Origin of the sequence: Pseudoduganella sp. RAF53_2, assembly GCF_052113985.1 — a bacterium.
GTDB lineage: Bacteria > Pseudomonadota > Gammaproteobacteria > Burkholderiales > Burkholderiaceae_D > Rugamonas.
This window is the reverse complement of sequence record NZ_JBFRDW010000030.1, coordinates 1-18,723: the sequence shown is the minus strand read 5'-3', so window position 1 is coordinate 18,723 and position 18,723 is coordinate 1. Positions and strand designations below refer to the sequence as shown.

The window sequence follows — 18,723 nt, the reverse complement described above, 5'->3', positions numbered from 1 at the left end:
CAGCAAGGAAATGTCGGTGAAACCACGCGACCACACCGACACCAAGGCCATGGGCGACACGCCCGACGAAACCCTGTTCAAAGCGATCAAGGGTGGCGGCCTGGCCGTCAGCAAATCCGTTCTGATGCCTAAGTGGGAGGGCATTCTCAGTGATGGAGAAATCCAGGAAATGGTGGCTTACCTGCGATTTGTCAGCAAAACCACCAGCAAGTAAATCCAAACAACGAGGAAAGCTATGAAAAAGAAAATTGCACTGCTCGCCGTGACCGCAGCAATGGGGCTGGTGAGTGTCGCCGCGGTGCAGGCCAAGACTGTGAAAGTCACCTTCACCGCCAAGGAAGTCGATCTGCCGATCGATAACAAGGGCACCATGTACCGCACCTGGACCTATGACGGCCAGGTTCCCGGCACCGTCGTGCACGTGGAAGAAGGCGACGTGGTCGAATTCACACTGCTTAACGACAAATCCAGCAAGAATTCCCACTCGGTAGACTTCCACGCTGCCCGTGTCGACGTGGTGAAAGACTTCGAAGCCGTGAAGCCGGGCGAGAAAGGCAGCTACACCTTCAAGGCCGATTATCCAGGCGTGTTCTTCTACCACTGCGGCGCTGATCCGATGATCCAGCACATCGCACGCGGCATGTTCGGCGCCATCATTGTGGACCCGAAGGACAAGACCGCGATGCCGAAGGCTGACCGCGAGTATGTGCTGATCCAGTCCGAACTCTACCCGAACCCGGACAACCAGGCCGACATGATGGCCAACAAATGGACCAACGTGATGTTCAACGGCGGCGTGTTCAAGTATGACCCGGTGCATGATCCGGCAGCCACCCGCATGCTGCAGGCCAAACCGAACGAGCGCGTACGTATCTACTTCGTGAACGCCGGCGTGAACGAGTTCTCGTCGTTCCACTCCATCGCCGGTATCTGGGACAAGGTCTACCCGTCCGGCAATCCGAAGAATGCGTTGACCGGTCTGCAAAGCTACACGGTGGGCCCAGGCGATGCTGCGACTTTCGACCTGATCTCGCCGGTGGAAGGTGCGAACGCCATCGTGTCGCACTCGCTGCGCCAGGCGCTGACCGGCGCCATCGCCATCATTCAGTTCACCAAGGACGCCGATCCGAAGATGGGTAAAGGCGACAACATCCTGATCCGCTGATTGCGTTTTTAGTTTTTCCCAGCGCACAGCAGGCGCCCAACACGCCTGCTGTGCGCACCCCGAATTCTTCGAAGGTACCTGTATGCTGAAATCCAAACGAAAACTGATCCTGGGACTGACGGCAGCTGCCGTGCTGTCCGGCGGCGCAGGGTACGCCTTCACCGTTTATGCCGTAGCCCACGATCCGCACGCCGTCCACGCCGGACATGAGGCGCAGCAGGCGCACGATGCGCCCAACGCCGAGCCGATGCACGCCAGCGGCTACACTTGCCCCATGCATCCTGAAGTTGTGCAATCGACGCCAGGCTTCTGCCCCATCTGCCATATGGATCTGGTGAAGATCAGCGCGTCGTCCCAGCAGGCTGCCCTCACTACGCCAGCCGTGCACGTCGACGCCGGCATGCAGCGTCAGATGGGCGTTACCGTGGCCACTGTCGCGGAGAGTGCGATGCATAAAGACATCACGGCTTACGCAACCATCGCCCCGGACGAAAGCAGCGCCGTTTCCGTCAATCCAAAAGTGGAAGGCTGGATTCGCGCCTTCCACATCCAGGGTCCCGGCCAGCAAGTGCGCAAAGGCCAGGTGCTCTACGAACTGTATTCCCCCGAACTTCAGCAACGCCAGCGCGAATACCTGGACATGCTGCAGCGGCGCGACGCGCTGCTCGATGTCGTGAAAACCTCGGGCATGGAAACCACCACCGGCCCCAACTCGGCCATGCTGGGCAGTCTGGCGAAGGAACGGTTCCGTCTTCGCGACCGCCTGATTGCCGCGGACATGCCGCCTGAAGTCGTGGACAAGCTGGAAAAAGACCGTCGCGTGATCGAAGTCACGCCCGTCCGCGCAACGCAGGACGGCATCGTGCAGACCGTGTCCGCCCGCGTCGGCAGCTACGTCAATCCCGGCCAGGTTGTGCTGACTTATGCCGACTACAACCGCGCCTGGGTCGAGCTGACCCTGTTCCCCGATCAGGTGAGCTGGCTGCGCAATGGCGACGCTATCGTGCTGACTTCCGGCCTCGATCGCCAGCGCAGCGTGCAACTGAAGRTTGATATCAACAATCTGCAGATCGATCCGTCCAGCCGCACCGCGCGCCTGCGCCTGCCGCTGAATAATGCGAATCAGGCTTTCCGCCCCGGCTCCTTTGCCGACGCCACGATACGCACCGGTGCACGCCATGCGCTGACCGTGCCGCGCGATGCGCTGATCCGCACCGGGCATGGCGACTTTGTGGTGGTCGATGAAGGGCACGGCCATTTCCGCAGCAGCGAAGTACGCGCCGGTATCGAAGACAGTGAGCAAGTCGAAGTTATCTCCGGCCTGAAGTCCGGCCAGCAGGTGGCGGTGAACGCGCAGTTCCTGCTGGATTCCGCCGGTGCGCTGCAGGCGATGCAGCAGCGCCTGGTGGCGGAGCGCATGCCATGATACGCAAGCTGATCACGTGGTCCGTCGACAACCGCCTGCTGGTGCTGATTCTCAGCCTGGCGCTGGTGATCGGGGGTGTGGAATCGCCGCGCCGCCTGTCGCTCGATGCGCTGCCGGACCTGTCGGACGTGCAGGTGATCGTCAAGGCCGAATATGCCGGCCAGGCGCCGCAGATCGTGGAAGACCAGCTGACCTATCCGCTGGCGGCGTCGCTGCTGTCCGTTCCGGGTGCGCGCGCTGTGCGGGGCTTTTCGATGTTCGGCGAATCCTTCGTCTACGTGATCTTCCAGGACGGCACCGATATCTATTGGGCCCGCTCCCGCATTCTCGAAAATCTGGCTCAGTTGGGAAACCGGCTGCCGGCCGGTGTTACGCCCGCACTGGGGCCGGACGCATCCGGTGTCGGCTGGGTTTATCAATACGCGCTGGTGGACCGCAGCGGCAAGACGCCGCCGGACCGCTTGCGCGCCCTGCAGGACTTCTATCTCAAGCTGGAGCTGCAAAGCGTTCCCGGTGTAGCCGAAGTGGCCAGCCTGGGCGGCAAGGCGCGCCAGTTCAACGTGGAAGCCGATCCCGCGCGCCTCGCCGCACATGACGTCACGGTGGAGCAGGTGGCGCAAGCTGTGCGCGACGCCAATTCCGCTGCTGGCGGCGCATCCTTCGATATGGCGCGCTCCGAATACCTGGTGCGGGCACGCGGCTATCTGAACAAGCCTTCCGATTTCGACGATATTCCCGTCACCGCCGATGTGCGCCTGCGCCAGCTGGCCACCGTCAGCCCAGGCCCGCAGCCGCGCCGTGGCGTGGCGGAACTGGACGGGCAAGGCGAAGCCGTGGGCGGCATCATCGTCATGCGCCACGGCGAGAATGCGCTGCGCACGATTGACGGCGTGAAGCGCAAGCTGGAAGAGCTGAAGAAGGGCTTGCCGCCCGGCGTGGAACTGGTCACTACCTACGATCGTTCCAGCCTGATTGAGCGCGCCGTCCACACTTTGAAAGACAAGCTGCTGGAAGAGTCGTTGGCCGTGGCCCTGATCTGCGGCGTATTCCTGTTCCATATCCGTTCTTCGCTGGTGGCGATCGTTACCCTGCCGATCGGCATACTGGTTGCGCTGTGGGTGATGCGCCTGCAAGGTATCTCGGCCAACATCATGTCGCTCGGCGGCATTGCGATTGCGGTCGGTGCGATGGTCGATGCGGCCATCGTGATGATCGAGAATATGCATCGCAACCTGGAGCGCGAGCCTGGCGCGGAAACCTGGGACGTCGTGCGCCGCAGCGCTTGCGAGGTTGGCCCTGCGCTGTTCTTCTCGCTGCTGGTGATCACGCTGTCCTTCCTGCCTGTGTTCACCTTGACCGGACAGGAAGCCCGCCTGTTCGGGCCTCTCGCTTACACCAAGACTTACGCCATGGGCGCCGCTGCCATTCTGGCCGTCACGTTGACGCCTGTGCTGATGGGTTATGCGATCCGTGGCCGCATTCCGCCCGAATCGGCAAACCCGCTGAATCGTCTGCTGATGCGTCTTTATCGCCCGCYGCTGGACGCGGCCCTGCGCCRTCCATGGCACGTCATCGCTGCCTCCGTCATGCTGCTGGTGTCGCTGGCCTGGCCGCTGGCGCGCCTTGGCAGCGAATTCATGCCGGCGCTGGATGAAGGCGATCTGCTGTATATGCCGACCACGCTGCCTGGCGTATCGGTTGATGAAGCAGCCGACATTCTGCGCCGCACCGACCGCATCATCGCATCGATGCCCGAGGTGGCCCACGTCTTCGGCAAGGCAGGCCGCGCTGAAACCGCGACCGACCCGGCGCCGCTGTCCATGCTGGAAACGACCATCGTGCTGAAGCCGAAGTCCGAATGGCCGGCCGGCAGTGAGAAAGACAATGCAGCCCTGATCCGCAAGCTGGATGAATCCGTGCGCTTCGCGGGGCTGACCAACTCCTGGGGCTTTCCCATCAAGACGCGCATCGACATGCTGTCCACTGGCATCCGTACCCCGCTTGGCCTGAAACTGAGCGGGCCTGATCTGGCTGAACTGGAACGCATCTCGCTGCAAGCGGAGCGCGTGCTGCGCAAGCTGCCAGGTACACGCTCCGCTTTCGCTGAGCGCATTGGTGCCGGGCGTTACGTGGACATCGACGTGGACCGCACCCGCGCCGCACGCTATGGCCTGAGCATGGCGGAGGTGCACCGCCTGATCCAAAGCGCGGTGGGTGGCGAAGCGGTGACAACGATTGTCGATGGCCGCGAACGTTATCCCGTCACGCTGCGCTTCCCGCGCGCCGACCGCGATTCGCCACAGGCCTTGAGTGAAATCCGCGTGAAGACCCCATCCGGGGCGATGGTCACGCTGGGCGATATCGCGCACATTGGCGTGGCCGATGGTCCGACCGAAATCAAGAGCGAGAACGCGCGGCCGGTGGGCTATGTGTTCATCGATCTCACTAATGCCGATGCGGGTGCCTGGTTGCAGGAGGCCCAGCCCGCGCTGGAGCGCGAACTGAAACTGCCGCCGGGCTACAGCATCAGCTGGCAGGGCCAGTACCTGCAGTATGAACACGGCAAGGCGCGCCTGTGGAGCGCTGTCGGTCTGACTTTGCTGCTGGTGCTCACGCTGTTGTACTTCCACTTCCGCGATGTGCGCAAGCTGGGTCTTGTGCTGCTTTGCCYGCCGTTTTCTCTGGTCGGCGGTTTGTGGTGCACTTATCTGCTGGGATATCAGCTGTCCGTGGCGGTCTTCATTGGCCTGATCGCGCTGGCTGGTGTGGCGACCGAGTTCGGCATCGTCATGCTGCTGTATCTCGATCAGGCGCTGGCGGCTCTGCCCGCTGATGCGCGCCGTGGCGATGTGTTGCAAGCCATCGTCAGCGGTGCGCTGCTGCGCTTGCGTCCCAAGGCAATGACGGTGGCCGTGATTCTGGGCGGCCTGCTGCCGGTGATGTTCTCGCACGCTTCCGGGGCGGACGTGATGCAGCCGATCGCGGCACCGCTGATTGGCGGCATGGTGTCGGYGCCGCTGTTCTCACTGCTGGTGATCCCATCGATATACAGCTTGCTGCACGGACGAAGGGCGCAGTCATGAAAGCGCTGCTCGATCTTCTGCGCTCGATGCGATTTGCCGTCGCCATTCTCACGGTGGTGGCGGTGGCGTCCACCGTCGGTTCGGTGCTGGAGCAGTCGCAGCCTGCTGTGGTGTATGTCAGTGCGTACGGCGAGTTCTGGGCGGATGTTTTCATACTGTCCGGGCTGACCGATGTGTATCACGCGTGGTGGTTTTTCCTGCTGCTGGGCGTGATGGCGACGTCCACTACACTCGGCCTGATTTTGTACACGCCGCAGATGCTGCACGAGATGCGCACCTTCCGCGAGCATAAGAGCGTGGCATCGCTGCGCCGCATGCCGCAGAGTGCCGAGCTGCCGGTTCCTGTGTTGCCCGCCGCGTCGTGCGCGCTACCAGGACGTCTGGCTGTCTGGTTGCGCAAGAGTGGCTACCGCTTCCGCCAGCAAGTGTCAGCCGACGGCAGTTTGATGCTGGCGGCCAGCACGGGCATGTCGCGCCGTGCGGGATATCTGCTGGTGCATACGGCTATTGTGATGATCTGCGTCGGCGGCCTGATAGACGGCAATCTCGCGCTGCGCTGGCAATTGCTGGCAGGTGGCAAGGCCGTCGAGAGGCGCGACCTCGCTGCCGCCGACGTGCCTTTGCGCAGCCGCCTGCCAGCTGGCGGCGGCTCCTTCCGCGGTGCGATGAATCTTGTTGAAGGTGATACTGGCAATAGCGCGCTGTTGTCGCTGGGCGATGGTTTTTTGCTGCAGGAGTTGCCGTTCGCGGTGCGCTTGAAGCAGTTCCGCGTCGAGCATTACGAGCAGGCGGGCGCGCGGCCGAGCGATTTCGTCAGCGAGCTTGAGATTTCGGATGGCGAGCGGCGTATTCCCGTCACCCTGCGCGTGAACCATCCGTTCTCGTATCGCGGTGTGACGCTGTATCAATCCGGATTTGCGGACGGCGGCAGCAAGGTGCGCATGAAGGTCTTGCAGCATGGTGTTGTGCGCGAGCTGGATGGCAAAGTTGGCGCCGGCACGGCGCTGCTGCTGGACGGCGAGCCATATACGGCGGAGCTGGAGGAGTGGCGCACCAATAATGTGTTCAAGCGCGATGCGGGGCAGAGCAGGGCGCTCGAAGACGTCGGCCCGTCGCTATCGTTCCGCCTGCGCGACAAGAATGGGCAGGCGGCCGAATGGCTGGTCTACCGCAATCCGATCCGTTTCGATGGCGCACGGTATGCGGTGAGCGGCATGCGGTCCGTCGGCGCTTCGGAAATGCACTACCTCCGCGTGCCGGTCGACGCCGACGGCGGCACGTCCAGCTACGACCACCTCGCCGCCACCCTGGCCGCCCCGTCCGCCCGCCAGTCCGTCGCCAGAGCCCTCGGCGCCGCAACATCCTCGCACGCCGTCGCCCGCAGCGTAGCACCGCGGGCGATGGGGCATGCCGCCCGCCAGGCAGTGGATGGCGCGACAAGTCAGGCGGCCGGCAGCGCAACGGGCCGGACGATGGGCGGTGTAGGGATGCCAGCTGCCTTGGCGTCTGCACGCGTCGCTGGTGCGGCGCCGGCGTTGTCTGCGGAGCTGGCGCACACCACGCAAGTCCTGCTGGACGTCTTTGGCGAGCGTGGCTACCGCGGCTTGGCTGAACTCGTGCAGCGTACGGTGCCGCCCGCTGAGCAGCTGCGGGCGGGGACTTTCTACGCGTCGCTGGTGGAACGCTCGCTGGCAAGCACGCTGCCGGACGGCGCGCCGCCAGTCCGCGCGCTGATGGATAGCTACAGCGACGCGGTCGACAAGAACATGACCCTGCGCTTCGCCATCGAAAACGTCGAACTGCGCAACGCCTCCGTGCTGCAGGTCACGCACGCGCCAGGCGCCTGGCTGGTGTACCTGGGCTCGGCCTTGCTGGCAGCAGGCGTCTGCTGCATGTATTTCGTGCGCGAGCGCCGCCTGTGGCTGGTGCTGGACCGCGCCAAGGGCAGGTTGCTGGCCGCCTACGCCGGCAACCGCGACACCCCTTCGCTGCCGGACGAATTCCGGCGCCATCAAGCGGCGCTTGCCGCGCTTTGCAATCAACCATGAGGAGGTCGACCATGCCGACTGATACCCTGACCCTCGAATTCGAAGCCGACCGCGTTCCGTCGCCCGCTACGGCGGGCAACTGGCTATTCCTGATCGCCCTGTGCGCCGTCGTCGGTGTAGCCTTGCTGCGCTACGCGCCGCTGATGGATGCTTATGAACTGATTATTCTTCCCGCCAGCGCGGTGCTGCTGGCGTGGCTCGGCCTGCGCTGGCGTGCATTGCAAGCGCTGGCCGGAGCCAGTGGGACGCTGGCCCTGAGCGCAATCGCCCTGTATCGCGGCGACCTCGCGCATGGCGGCAGCAGCTTCCTGCTGAAGTTCTTTCTCGCCAGCCAGTCAGCCATCATGTGGATGGGCGTAGGCTTCCTGGCCGCCACCGCTCTCTACGCGATTGGCTGGCTGCGCCGCGGCGAGAATGCACTGGTGCTGGCAAGCCGCGTCAACTGGATGGCCTGTACGGCGGGCTTCACTGCGCTACTGGTGCGCTGGCACGAGTCCTATCTGATGGGACCTGGCATTGGACATATTCCCGTGTCCAACCTGTATGAAGTCTTCATTCTGTTCTCGCTGCTCACTGCTTTGCTTTATCTGCACATGGAGCAAGCGAGCGGCAGCCGCCAGCTTGGCGCGCTGGTGATGCTGGTGGTTAGCGCTGCCGTGGGTTTCCTGTTCTGGTACGGCGCCGACGCGGGCGTGCATGAAGTGCAACCGCTGATTYCTGCGCTGAAGTCCTACTGGATGAAATTGCACGTGCCGGCCAACTTCATCGGCTACGGCGCGTTCTCCCTGGCGGCGATGCTGGGCGCAGCCTGGCTGCTGGCTGGACATTCCTTCTTCGCAAGCCGCCTGCCATCGCGTGCCTGGCTGGATGAACTGAGCTACCGCGCCATCGCATTGGGCTTCGTGTTCTTCACCATCGCCACCATTCTCGGCGCGCTGTGGGCCGCCGAAGCGTGGGGCGGCTACTGGTCCTGGGACCCGAAGGAAACCTGGGCATTGGTCGTCTGGCTGAACTACGCGGCATGGCTGCATATGCGGCTCGTGAAACAGTGGCGCGGCGGCGTGCTGGCCTGGTGGTCGCTGGCTGGCTTCGTGATCACGCTGTTTGCCTTCCTCGGCGTGAACATGTTCCTGTCCGGCCTTCATTCTTACGGGAGCCTGTGATGACGACCTATTCCGCCGCAGTGCTTGCGCTAATTGCAGCGGTGTTGATGGCCAACCTGCCGTTTGCGGCGCCTCGCTTATCTGCATGGATGCGATTGGCGGGGCTGGTGCTGTTCTATTTCGCCTGGGTGGCCGGCTGCGCGGCGCTGCAAGCGACGTCCGGCATCGTCGCGCCGCTGGGCTGGCAGGGTTGGTTCATTACATCCGCATTCTTTGCCGTACTGGCCTTCCCCGGCCTGACGTGGCGCTACCTTCTGAGGCACTGACATGAACGTTTCCGAAATCCGTAGCGCCCTTGAACTGGGCGAATTCGAACTGCGATTCCGTCCGCGCGTTGCGTTGCGTGATGGTCGCGTGGACAGCCTGGAAGCGGTGCTGCGCTGGCGTCACCCGCGCCTTGGTGTGCTGACACCGTCGGCCTTTGCCGCTGAAGTGGAAACGCGTGCGCTTGGTGCTGAACTGGCGTGGCAAATCGTCGCGGATGCCTTGACGGCGATGCGTCTGTGGGCCGGTTGCGGCTTCGTGCCACGCGTGTGGCTGCCGCTGCCACGCAATGCCGTGGCGGTGCGTGCCCATATGGCCGATTTCGCCGCGCTCAATGGCGTGGATGGCGGCCGCCTGCTGTGCATGGACGCGCCGCAAGTGCTGACGATCGATGCTGCGCTGGTGGCCGATGCGGCCGAATCGCCGAATGCGGAGGACAAGCTGGCCCTCCTGCTGCGCAAGGCGCACGAGGCGGGAATGGCGACAACTGCGCAAGGCGTATCCAATCTGCTGGACTGGCTGGTGCTGCGCGAGCTGCGATGTGATTACGCGTCCGGCGAGTTCATTGCGCCACTCCGGCTGGCGCACGGCGTGCCGGACGTGCTGCGCACCTGGCGGGAGCAGCACGCGGCAATGAGCGCGGTGGATCAGTATTTGTGATCACTCCACCATGACCTTGCCGAAGAAGCCATATTGCAGGCTTTGGGCGATGCGGTKGGCGACGACCTTGAATTCCTTCTCGTCCTCACCGTCGAACATGCGCTCCACCGTCGCCTCGAACAGCGCCAGCCAGCGTTCGAAGTGTTTCGGTTCGATGCCTTGCAAGACCATGTGCTTGCCGTAGACATTGCCCTGGAACTGGCGCGAGCCAAGCATCACGGTGGACCAGAAATCCACCATGCGCCCCAGGTGCGTGTCCCACTGGTCGCCGATGGCGTTGTTAAAAACGGGTCCCAGCTCAGGATCGGCGCGCACGTCGTCGTAGAAACGGTGGACCAGATTGGTGATGGATTCAGTAGTCAGGGTAGACATGGCAGTTTGTCGAAATAAAGATGCATGCAAAATACTACATTAAAACGCAAAATGCTGCAATCGGGGATATGTGAATGAGACTGACAACTTTTACGGATTACACCTTGCGCGCGCTGATCTACATCGGCGCCAACCAGGGACGCGTGGTGACGGTTGGCGATATCGCGGATGCCCACGGCATCTCACGTAATCATCTGACCAAGGTGGTGCACCAGATGGCGTTGGCTGGATGGATCGACACCACGCGCGGGCGCGGCGGCGGTATCAGGCTCAGTGGTCCGCCGGAGTCGATCAATGTCGGTGTGGTGGTGCGCCGCAGCGAGATCGATTTTCACATGGCCGAGTGCTTCGAGTCGGAGCACAGCAACTGCGTGTACCAGAACGCATGCGCCCTGAAGCGCATGCTGGTTGGCGCGACTGAAGCCTTTCTGCGTGCGCTGGATAACGCGACGCTGAAAGACTTGCTGCCGCTAGACCTGGGGACAGAAGGAGTCGGCGCGGGCGACGGGCCAGTACAGGCCGAAGACGGGCGGCAGATGCTGCAGGCGACTGTCATCCAGCAGCTCCCCCGGTGACAGGTAAGGCAGCAGGGCGCTGGCCAGCTTCACCTGATTAGGCGAGATGCGGCGCACGATGTGATGCGGCTTCAGTTCATTTGGATGCTTGAGGCCTGAGGCGGCGATCAGTTCGGCCAGTGCCCGCAGTGTATTGGTGTGGAATTGCTCGACGCGCTTGGCTTTGTCCGGCACCACCAGGGCGCGCTGGCGCAGCTTGTCCTGCGTCGCGACGCCGGACGGGCAGCGGTCGGTATGGCAGCTTTGCGACTGGATGCAGCCCAGTGCGAACATGAAGCCGCGTGCGGAGTTGCACCAGTCAGCGCCGAGCGCGATGGTGCGGGCGATGTCGAATGCGGTGATGATTTTGCCGGATGCACCGATCTTGATCTTGTCGCGCAGGTTGGCGCCAACCAGTGAGTTATGCACCAGCAGCAGGGCTTCCTGAAGCGGCGTGCCCACGTGGTCGGTGAATTCAACCGGCGCTGCACCTGTGCCGCCTTCTCCGCCGTCGACCACGATGAAGTCGGGCGTGATGCCGGTGATGAGCATGGCCTTGACGATGCCGAAGAATTCCCAAGGGTGTCCGATAGCGGTCTTGAAGCCGGTTGGCTTGCCGCCCGACAGATTGCGCAGCCTGTCGATGAAGTGCAGCATTTCGACCGGTGTGCTGAAGGCGGAATGCGAGGAGGGTGAGATGCAGTCCACGCCTTCGGGCACGCCGCGGGTCAGCGCGATCTCGTGCGAGACTTTGGGGCCGGGCAGCACGCCGCCGTGTCCCGGTTTGGCGCCTTGTGACAGCTTCAGTTCAATCATCTTCACCTGCGGTGTGCAGGCGTTGGCGACGAAGGCTTCTTCCGAAAAGGTGCCGTCTGCGTTGCGGCAACCGAAGTAGCCGGAGCCGATTTCCCAAACCAGGTCGCCGCCGTTCTGGCGGTGATAGGGACTGATGCTGCCTTCGCCTGTGTCGTGCATGAAGCGGCCCGCTTTCGCACCGGCGTTCAGCGCCAGGATGGCGTTGGCGGACAGCGCGCCGAAGCTCATGGCGGAGATATTGAACACGCTGGCGGAATAGGGTTGCGGACGGCCTTCGCCGATCGTGATGCGGAAGTCGTGGTTCTGCACGGGCGCGGGCTGGATGGAGTGGTTGATCCATTCATAGCCGGCTTCGTACACATCGAGCTGGGTGCCGAAGGGGCGCTTGTCGATTTCCTTCTTCGCACGCTGGTAGACGATGCTGCGCTGGTTGCGCGAGAAAGGCGCGGCTTCCTTGTCGCCTTCGAAGAAGTATTGGCGCATCTCCGGGCGGATCGCTTCGAAGAAGAAGCGGAAGTGCGCCAGGATTGGGTAGTTGCGGCGCAGGGCGCGCTTGGTTTGCATCAGGTCTGTGATGCCGACGATGGTCAGCGCGGCGGCGATGCCGGTGATCCAGATGCTGGAACCAAGAGCCAGCGATATGAGTAAGGCGAGAACTGCGGCTGCAAAGGCGGCGTAACGAATCAGGGACATCAGGCACTCTCCGGCGGCGGACGACGCTGCTCAGTGTACCTCACTGCTGCGGGGCTTTCCCAAAGCTGCTAAGCTTGCACGATCGTCAATTATGCCGGAGCCGTACATGCTGACCGTCCATCACCTGAATAACTCACGCTCGCAGCGCGTGCTTTGGCTGCTGGAGGAACTCGGCCTGGAGTACCAGATCGTGCGCTATGAGCGTGACAGGAAAACCATGCTGGCGCCGGCGGAGCTGAAGCGTATTCACCCCCTGGGCAAGTCGCCGGTGGTGGTGGATGGTACGGCGGTGCTGGCGGAATCGGGCGCGATCATAGAGTATCTGGTGGAGAAGTACGGCAATGGTCGGTTCGCGCCGGCGCCGGGCACGCCGGAGAAGCTGCGCTATTCCTACTTCATGCACTATGCGGAAGGGTCGATGATGGCGCCGCTGCTGATGAAGCTGGTGTTCGACCGCGTCGAGAACAGCCCGGCGCCGTTCTTCGTGCGTCCGATCGCGCGCGGCATCGCGCAGCGCGTGAAGTCGACCTATATTCAGCCGCAGATCGACACGCATCTGAATTATCTCGAAGGCGAGCTGGCGCAGAACCATTGGTTCGCCGGCAATGAGTTCAGCGCGGCCGACATCCAGATGAGCTTTCCGCTCGAAGCGGCCGCCGCCCGCGCGGGCCTCGACGCTTCCCGCCCCAAGCTGCAAGCCTTCCTCTCCCGCATCCACGCCCGCCCCGCCTTCCAGCGCGCCCTCGAACGCGGCGGCCCCTACGAACTCCTGCGCTAACGGCGCGCGGCAAGGGCTGATGGCATATAGCGCTGCGGTACAATGCCGCCTATGACTGGTAGATTGCTTGCCATTGATGGGCTGAATATTGTGCGGCGTGTATATGAGGCGAGTCCGGAGCCGGACTCGGATCTCAAGGCCGAGATTGCGTTGCGCCATGCGTTTGGCGCGTTCCAGCGCATCGTGAATGGACACGAACCGACGCACATTCTCCCCGCGTTCGACTATGGCGGCACCACATGGCGCCATACGCTGTACCGCGGCTATCGCGAAGGCCGGCAGCCGATGCCGGAGGTGCTGCGCGAGGCGCTGCCTGATTTCTACGTCAAGCTGACGGAGATCGGCATGTGCCCCATCTCCATTCCGGATGTCGAAGCCGATGACGTGATCGGCACCGTGGTCACGCGCTGGCTGAGCGAGAAGCGCGGCGAGGCGGTGGTGGCGACTACCGATAAAGACCTGCACTGCCTGATCGCGGAAGGCACCCGTATCTGGGACCATTTCAAGTCCGAATGGCACGACCGCGACTGGGTCGAAAAGAAGTGGGGCGTCACGCCCGGCATGCTGCCGGACCTGCTGGCACTCATGGGCGATGAAACCGACTCCATCCCCGGCGTGTCGAATGTGGGCGTGAAAACGGCCGCCAGACTGTTGCGCACATACGGCAGTCTGGACGCAATCATGGCCGGCGCCGGCATTCTGAAGGACAAAGTTGGCGAAAGCCTACGAAAAGAGCGCGAGATGCTGTATCTTTCTCGTCAATTAGTACAACTAAAGACGGACGTCAGGATCGGCGTGAGCTGGAATATGCTGACCTGGGACCGTTAAGACCTCTTCAGATGCTAAAAGCAGTAATTATTGATGTCAGCGCCGTCGCACGCGGCCTGCTCAACACCGTATTGACGGACGGCGGCTACGATGTCGTCGGCCAGGCCCACACCTGCGCAACGGGCAATGCCCTGCTGATCAAACACCATCCGCAGATCATCTGCGTCTCGCGCGACRTGATCGAGGCCGATGAAGCGGGCATGCAGGCGATGCGCAAGGACTGGCCGAAAGCCATGATCTTTATGGTGTCCAGCGAATTCGATGAAGCCACGATCCGCAAGGGCCACGCGATGGGCCTGAACGGCTACATCGTGAAGCCCTTCAATGCGGGCACGGTGCTGAAGACGATCCGCAACACCGTCATCACGACGGTGAAGCGTCAGCAGAAGGCGCAGGGCGCGGGGGAAGGCGAGTCAGTCGACGAAGCTTGAGCCGTCGATGATGCCGCCGCCGAGGCACACGTCGCCGTCGTACAGCACGGCGGACTGGCCTGGCGTCACAGCCCACTGGGCATCCACGAAATTCAGCGCAAAGGTGCCGTCCACTTGCGGCAGCACGTCGCAGGCCACGTCGGCCTGGCGGTAGCGCGTCTTGGCGGCGATGCGGCCGGCCAGTGGCGCTTCGCCCGCGATCCAGCTGGTCTGGCCCGCGCTCAGCGACTCCGACAGCAGCCATGGATGGTCGTGTCCCTGCACCACCCACAGCGTATTGTTCGCCACGTCCTTGCGCGCCACATACCAGGCGTCGCTGGAACCGTCCGCGTTCTGGTAGGACTTCACACCGCCAATGCCGATGCCCTTGCGCTGGCCCAGCGTATAGAAGGACAGGCCGACATGCTCGCCCACCACCTTGCCGTCCGGCGTCTTCATCGGCCCCGGTTTATACGACAGATAGCGGTTCAGGAATTCGCGGAAAGGACGCTCGCCGATAAAGCAGATGCCGGTCGAATCCTTCTTGGCCGCATTCGGCAGCTTCAGCATCTCGGCAATCTTGCGCACTTCCGTTTTCGGAATCTCGCCCAGCGGGAACAGGGTCTTGGACAACTGCGCCTGGTTCAGGCGATGCAGGAAGTAGCTCTGGTCCTTGGTGTGGTCGAGCGCCTTCAGCAGCTCGTGCTTGCCGGTCGAGGCGTTGTGGCGCACGCGCGCATAGTGGCCGGTCGCGATCAGGTCCGCGCCCAGCAGCATGGCGTGGTCGAGGAAGGCCTTGAACTTGATCTCGGCATTGCACAGCACGTCCGGATTCGGCGTGCGGCCGGCCTGGTACTCGCGCAGGAACTCGGCGAATACGCGGTCCTTGTATTCAGCGGCGAAGTTGACGGCTTCGATGTCCACGCCCACCACGTCGGCCACGGAGGCCGCGTCGATCCAGTCCTGGCGGGTGGAGCAGTATTCGGAATCATCGTCGTCTTCCCAGTTCTTCATGAACAGGCCCACGACCTCGTAGCCTTGCTCCTTCAGAAGCCAGGCGGAAACGGAAGAGTCAACGCCACCGGACATGCCGATGACAACCTTTTTCTTGCTCATTTTGGGTCCTTCACACTTCTTCGTAGACCGAAGCGTGGGTATGCAGTATTTCCAGTGGGGCGCGCTTGCCGGCCAGGTATTCGTCGACGAGGGTCAGCAGCAGGGGGCTGCGGTGACGCTCCTTGCAAGCAGCAATTTCGTCGCGTGTAAGCCACATTGTACGAAGAATACCCTCGTCCAGCGGCAAATCGTGTTTCTTGCCAACTTCACCACAAAATGCAAAGCGCAGATAAGTCACCAGCTCGCCTGTGCGGTTGGAGCGGTAGCGCGACATATACATGCCGACCAGCGCGGTCGGGGTGAAATCGTAGGCAGTCTCTTCTAAAGTTTCGCGCACCACCGCTTCTTCCAGCGACTCGTGCGGGTCCAGGTGGCCAGCGGGCTGGTTCAGGCGAATGCCATCACTGGTTTCTTCCTCGATGAGGAGAAACTTGCCGTCGCGCTCGATGACGGCGGCGACTGTGACATTCGGTTTCCAGGTGCGTGACATTCTGGGCTTTGTCCTTGATGAGAGCCGATATTGTAGCCTGAACCGCGTTTCCGCATGTTACCGGGCAGTGACAATGCCTCAAAAGTGGGTTTGTTGTCCACAGTGGAATATTAATTTTTAGGAATTCCGTGTTAGATTTTAGTCAGTTTATCCACACTTTTGGAGGCATTTATGAGAATTGGCATACCGGCCGAGTCGAGGCCGGGGGAGACCCGGGTAGCGGCAACGCCCGAGACGGTCAAGAAGCTAGCATCCAAACACCTGGTGATTGTGCAGGCGGGAGCCGGCATTTCATCTTCGGTGACAGATGAAGCGTATGCAGCTGCCGGCGCTACGATCGGTAGTGCTGCGGATGCACTGGGTGCAGAGATCGTCCTGAAAGTACGTGCTCCCAGCGCCGATGAGCGGGCCCTGATGAAGTCGGGCAGCGTTGTGATCGGCATGCTGAATCCCTTCGACGTGGAAAACATTGCGGCCATGGCGGCTTCCGGCCTGTCCGCTTTTGCCTTGGAAGCTGTGCCGCGCATCACGCGAGCACAGTCGATGGACGTGCTGTCCTCGCAAGCCAATATCGCGGGCTACAAGGCCGTGATGGTTGGCGCAAACACTTATCAGCGTTTTATGCCGATGCTGATGACGGCGGCCGGTACGGTGAAGGCCGCCCGCGTGCTGATCATGGGCGTGGGCGTGGCCGGTCTGCAGGCCATTGCGACCGCCAAGCGCCTGGGCGCCGTGATCGAGGCGTCCGACGTGCGTCCGCCGGTGAAAGAACAGGTGGAATCGCTGGGCGCGAAATTCATTGACGTGCCTTTCCTCACCGACGAGGAAAAGGAAATTGCGCAAGGCGTGGGCGGTTATGCGCGCCCCATGCCGCCGGAGTGGATGAAGCGCCAGGCCGAACTGGTGCACGAGCGCGCCAAGCAGGCCGACATYGTGATCACCACGGCGTTGATTCCGGGCCGTCCCGCACCGGTGCTGATCGGCGAAGAAACGGTGAAGTCCATGAAGCCGGGCTCCGTGATCGTCGATCTGGCGGTGGAGCAGGGCGGTAACTGCCCGCTGTCAGAACTGGGCAAGACCGTCATCAAGCACGGCGTGCACATCGTGGGCGAGCCGAACCTGGCCTGCCACGTGGCGGCGGATGCTTCGGCGCTGTACGCGCGCAATGTCCTCGATTTCCTCAAGCTGATCATCGACAAGGAAGACAAGTTGGTGATCGACCGCGAGGACGAGATCCTGAAAGCCACCCTCGTCTGCCACGGCGGCGAACAGCTGCGCAAATAGGAGAGAACGGAAAATGGAAGTCAGTCACACCATCATTAATTTGATTATCTTCGTGCTGGCCATTTACGTTGGCTACCACGTTGTCTGGAACGTTACCCCCGCACTGCATACGCCGCTGATGGCGGTGACCAATGCCATCTCGGCCATCGTCATCGTTGGCGCCATGCTGGCAGCCGGCCTCACTGAGGGCCTGGTGGGCCAGGTCATGGGTACTGTTGCCGTGGCGCTGGCGGCGGTGAATGTGTTCGGCGGATTCCTGGTCACCCAGCGCATGCTGGAGATGTTCAAGAAGAAGGAAAAAAAGGGGGATAAGCAATGAGCTGGGTATCCCTCAACCTCGTTACGATGATGTACCTGATCGCGTCTGTCTGCTTTATCCAGGCGCTGAAAGGTTTGTCGTCTCCTTCCAATGCACGCCAGGGTAACGCCTTCGGCATGACCGGGATGGCCATTGCGGCCGTCACTACGATTGCCCTGATCCTGAAACTGAAAGCGGACGCGGAAGCGGCCGGCTACTCCGGTTCGGGCATCGGCCTGGGCCTGGTGCTGCTGGGCGTGGTGGTCGGCGGCGGCATCGGCGCCTTCCTCGCCAAGCGCGTGGAAATGACCAAGATGCCGGAGCTGGTCGCGGCAATGCACTCGCTGATCGGTATGGCGGCGGTGTGTATTGCGATTGCTGCCGTGTCGGAGCCGCATGCATTCGGCATCGCTGCGCAAGGCGAAGGCCTGCCGGTCGGTAACCGTATCGAACTGTTCATCGGTACGTTCGTTGGTGCGATTACCTTCTCCGGTTCGGTGATCGCTTTCGGCAAGCTGGCAGGCAAGTACAAGTTCCGCCTGTTCCAGGGCGCGCCGGTGGTATTCGCGGGCCAGCACATCCTGAACCTGGTGCTGGCGACCGTGATGGTCGGCCTGGGCCTGGTGTTCGTGATGGGCAGCGGCGCTACGCCAGCCTGGGCGCCTTACCTGCTGATGACGGCGATTGCCTTTGTGCTGGGCGTGCTGATCATCATCCCGATTGGCGGTGCGGACATGCCGGTGGTGGTGTCCATGCTGAACTCCTACTCGGGCTGGGCGGCGGCAGGTATCGGTTTCTCGCTGAATAACTCGATGCTGATCATTGCCGGTTCGCTGGTGGGTTCGTCGGGTGCGATTCTGTCCTACATCATGTGCAAGGCGATGAACCGTTCGTTCTTCAACGTGATCCTGGGCGGCTTCGGCGGCGATGCGGCAGCGGCCACTTCGGGCGGCGCGCAGCAGCAGCGCCCTGTGAAGTCGGGTTCGGCGGATGATGCGACGTTCCTGATGTCGAATGCGGAAACCGTGATCATCGTGCCGGGCTACGGTCTGGCGGTGGCGCGCGCGCAGCACGCGCTGAAGGAACTGGTGGAGAAGCTGGGCCACCAGGGCGTGACCGTGAAGTACGCGATCCACCCGGTGGCCGGTCGTATGCCGGGCCATATGAACGTGCTGCTGGCGGAGGCTGAAGTGCCTTACGACCAGGTGTTCGAGATGGAAGACATCAACAGCGAGTTCGCTCAGGCGGACGTGGTGCTGGTGCTGGGCGCGAACG

19 protein-coding genes are annotated in these 18,723 nt (G+C 62.4%); 15 read left to right on the top strand and 4 right to left on the bottom strand.

The genetic code is table 11. The annotated features are described in order from the left end of the window. The 8 genes from AB4Z11_RS03505 to AB4Z11_RS03470 all read left to right on the top strand — a co-directional run. Positions 1-214 (top strand): c-type cytochrome (locus tag AB4Z11_RS03505; protein WP_442022817.1); only part of this gene is annotated, 214 nt, incomplete at its 5' end. 21 nt (positions 215-235) lie between these two features. Next, positions 236-1,165 (top strand): multicopper oxidase domain-containing protein, encoded by a 930-nt coding sequence (locus AB4Z11_RS03500; protein WP_442022816.1) that lies wholly within the window; start codon positions 236-238, stop codon positions 1,163-1,165. 82 nt (positions 1,166-1,247) lie between these two features. Beyond that, positions 1,248-2,591 (top strand): efflux RND transporter periplasmic adaptor subunit, encoded by a 1,344-nt coding sequence (locus tag AB4Z11_RS03495; RefSeq protein WP_442022815.1) that lies wholly within the window; start codon positions 1,248-1,250, stop codon positions 2,589-2,591. Beyond that, positions 2,588-5,674 carry an efflux RND transporter permease subunit gene (locus AB4Z11_RS03490; protein ID WP_442022814.1) on the top strand — a complete coding sequence of 1,029 codons (3,087 nt, stop codon included), beginning with the start codon at positions 2,588-2,590 and terminating at the stop codon, positions 5,672-5,674. Before AB4Z11_RS03495 ends, AB4Z11_RS03490 begins: the two co-directional genes overlap by 4 nt. Further along, the gene (locus AB4Z11_RS03485; RefSeq protein WP_442022813.1) at positions 5,671-7,722 is read left to right on the top strand and encodes a cytochrome c biogenesis protein ResB; all 2,052 of its coding nucleotides are present in this window, start codon (positions 5,671-5,673) and stop codon (positions 7,720-7,722) included. The genes AB4Z11_RS03490 and AB4Z11_RS03485 overlap by 4 nt, the downstream gene beginning before the upstream one ends. An 11-nt stretch (positions 7,723-7,733) precedes the next feature. Beyond that, entirely contained in the window at positions 7,734-8,885 is a 1,152-nt protein-coding gene (gene ccsB / locus AB4Z11_RS03480) for a c-type cytochrome biogenesis protein CcsB (RefSeq protein ID WP_442022812.1), read from the top strand. Then, complete coding sequence (locus AB4Z11_RS03475) at positions 8,885-9,151, top strand: DUF2818 family protein (protein ID WP_442022811.1); 267 nt, start codon at positions 8,885-8,887, stop codon at positions 9,149-9,151. Before ccsB ends, AB4Z11_RS03475 begins: the two co-directional genes overlap by 1 nt. Before the next feature lies 1 nt (position 9,152). Next, positions 9,153-9,809, top strand: coding sequence for an EAL domain-containing protein (locus AB4Z11_RS03470; RefSeq protein WP_442022810.1), 657 nt, complete (start codon positions 9,153-9,155; stop codon positions 9,807-9,809). Here AB4Z11_RS03470 and AB4Z11_RS03465 read toward each other — a convergent pair whose 3' ends face one another. Next, the gene (locus AB4Z11_RS03465; protein WP_442022809.1) at positions 9,810-10,181 is read right to left on the bottom strand and encodes a group III truncated hemoglobin; all 372 of its coding nucleotides are present in this window, start codon (positions 10,179-10,181) and stop codon (positions 9,810-9,812) included. A 74-nt stretch (positions 10,182-10,255) separates the two neighbouring features. Here AB4Z11_RS03465 and AB4Z11_RS03460 point away from each other — a divergent pair, with 74 nt between their 5' ends. Next, positions 10,256-10,756, top strand: coding sequence for an RrF2 family transcriptional regulator (locus AB4Z11_RS03460; protein WP_442022808.1), 501 nt, complete (start codon positions 10,256-10,258; stop codon positions 10,754-10,756). Here AB4Z11_RS03460 and AB4Z11_RS03455 read toward each other — a convergent pair. Continuing rightward, complete coding sequence (locus AB4Z11_RS03455; protein ID WP_442022807.1) at positions 10,652-12,244, bottom strand: FMN-binding glutamate synthase family protein; 1,593 nt, start codon at positions 12,242-12,244, stop codon at positions 10,652-10,654. The genes AB4Z11_RS03460 and AB4Z11_RS03455 overlap by 105 nt on opposite strands. Positions 12,245-12,350: 106 nt before the next feature. Here AB4Z11_RS03455 and AB4Z11_RS03450 point away from each other — a divergent pair, with 106 nt between their 5' ends. The 3 genes from AB4Z11_RS03450 to AB4Z11_RS03440 are packed head-to-tail and all read left to right on the top strand — an operon-like array spanning position 12,351 to position 14,281. Further along, the gene (locus tag AB4Z11_RS03450; RefSeq protein ID WP_442022806.1) at positions 12,351-13,022 is read left to right on the top strand and encodes a glutathione S-transferase; all 672 of its coding nucleotides are present in this window, start codon (positions 12,351-12,353) and stop codon (positions 13,020-13,022) included. 51 nt (positions 13,023-13,073) lie between these two features. Next, complete coding sequence (locus AB4Z11_RS03445; RefSeq protein WP_442022805.1) at positions 13,074-13,850, top strand: 5'-3' exonuclease; 777 nt, start codon at positions 13,074-13,076, stop codon at positions 13,848-13,850. 11 nt (positions 13,851-13,861) lie between these two features. Beyond that, positions 13,862-14,281 (top strand): response regulator, encoded by a 420-nt coding sequence (locus tag AB4Z11_RS03440; protein ID WP_442022804.1) that lies wholly within the window; start codon positions 13,862-13,864, stop codon positions 14,279-14,281. Here the strand turns inward: AB4Z11_RS03440 and mnmA are convergent. Both mnmA and AB4Z11_RS03430 read right to left on the bottom strand, forming a co-directional pair. Further along, positions 14,264-15,376, bottom strand: a complete 1,113-nt coding sequence (gene mnmA, locus AB4Z11_RS03435; RefSeq protein ID WP_442022803.1) for a tRNA 2-thiouridine(34) synthase MnmA — start codon at positions 15,374-15,376, stop codon at positions 14,264-14,266. The two genes, AB4Z11_RS03440 and mnmA, sit on opposite strands and share 18 nt — an antisense overlap. Before the next feature lie 10 nt (positions 15,377-15,386). Beyond that, entirely contained in the window at positions 15,387-15,866 is a 480-nt protein-coding gene (locus AB4Z11_RS03430) for an NUDIX hydrolase (protein WP_442022802.1), read from the bottom strand. A 171-nt stretch (positions 15,867-16,037) separates the two neighbouring features. Here AB4Z11_RS03430 and AB4Z11_RS03425 point away from each other — a divergent pair, with 171 nt between their 5' ends. The 3 genes from AB4Z11_RS03425 to AB4Z11_RS03415 all read left to right on the top strand — a co-directional run. Then, positions 16,038-17,150, top strand: coding sequence for a Re/Si-specific NAD(P)(+) transhydrogenase subunit alpha (locus tag AB4Z11_RS03425; protein WP_442022801.1), 1,113 nt, complete (start codon positions 16,038-16,040; stop codon positions 17,148-17,150). Between the two features lie 13 nt (positions 17,151-17,163). Further along, positions 17,164-17,469: a proton-translocating transhydrogenase family protein gene (locus AB4Z11_RS03420; protein ID WP_442022800.1), complete on the top strand. Its 306-nt coding sequence runs from the start codon at positions 17,164-17,166 to the stop codon at positions 17,467-17,469. Then, positions 17,466-18,723, top strand: a 1,258-nt coding sequence (locus AB4Z11_RS03415) for an NAD(P)(+) transhydrogenase (Re/Si-specific) subunit beta (protein ID WP_442022799.1), incomplete at its 3' end; no start/stop codon positions are given. The genes AB4Z11_RS03420 and AB4Z11_RS03415, both read left to right, overlap by 4 nt.

Bases quoted from the DNA above. Each gene is read 5' to 3' on its own strand.
- AB4Z11_RS03500 (WP_442022816.1), top strand. From the start codon at position 236: ATGAAAAAGAAAATTGCACTGCTCGCCGTGACCGCAGCAATGGGGCTG.
- AB4Z11_RS03485 (WP_442022813.1), top strand. From the start codon at position 5,671: ATGAAAGCGCTGCTCGATCTTCTGCGCTCGATGCGATTTGCCGTCGCC.
- AB4Z11_RS03475 (WP_442022811.1), top strand. From the start codon at position 8,885: ATGACGACCTATTCCGCCGCAGTGCTTGCGCTAATTGCAGCGGTGTTG.
- AB4Z11_RS03470 (WP_442022810.1), top strand. From the start codon at position 9,153: ATGAACGTTTCCGAAATCCGTAGCGCCCTTGAACTGGGCGAATTCGAA.
- AB4Z11_RS03460 (WP_442022808.1), top strand. From the start codon at position 10,256: ATGAGACTGACAACTTTTACGGATTACACCTTGCGCGCGCTGATCTAC.
- AB4Z11_RS03455 (WP_442022807.1), bottom strand. From the start codon at position 12,244: ATGTCCCTGATTCGTTACGCCGCCTTTGCAGCCGCAGTTCTCGCCTTA.
- AB4Z11_RS03450 (WP_442022806.1), top strand. From the start codon at position 12,351: ATGCTGACCGTCCATCACCTGAATAACTCACGCTCGCAGCGCGTGCTT.
- AB4Z11_RS03445 (WP_442022805.1), top strand. From the start codon at position 13,074: ATGACTGGTAGATTGCTTGCCATTGATGGGCTGAATATTGTGCGGCGT.
- mnmA (WP_442022803.1), bottom strand. From the start codon at position 15,376: ATGAGCAAGAAAAAGGTTGTCATCGGCATGTCCGGTGGCGTTGACTCT.
- AB4Z11_RS03430 (WP_442022802.1), bottom strand. From the start codon at position 15,866: ATGTCACGCACCTGGAAACCGAATGTCACAGTCGCCGCCGTCATCGAG.
- AB4Z11_RS03420 (WP_442022800.1), top strand. From the start codon at position 17,164: ATGGAAGTCAGTCACACCATCATTAATTTGATTATCTTCGTGCTGGCC.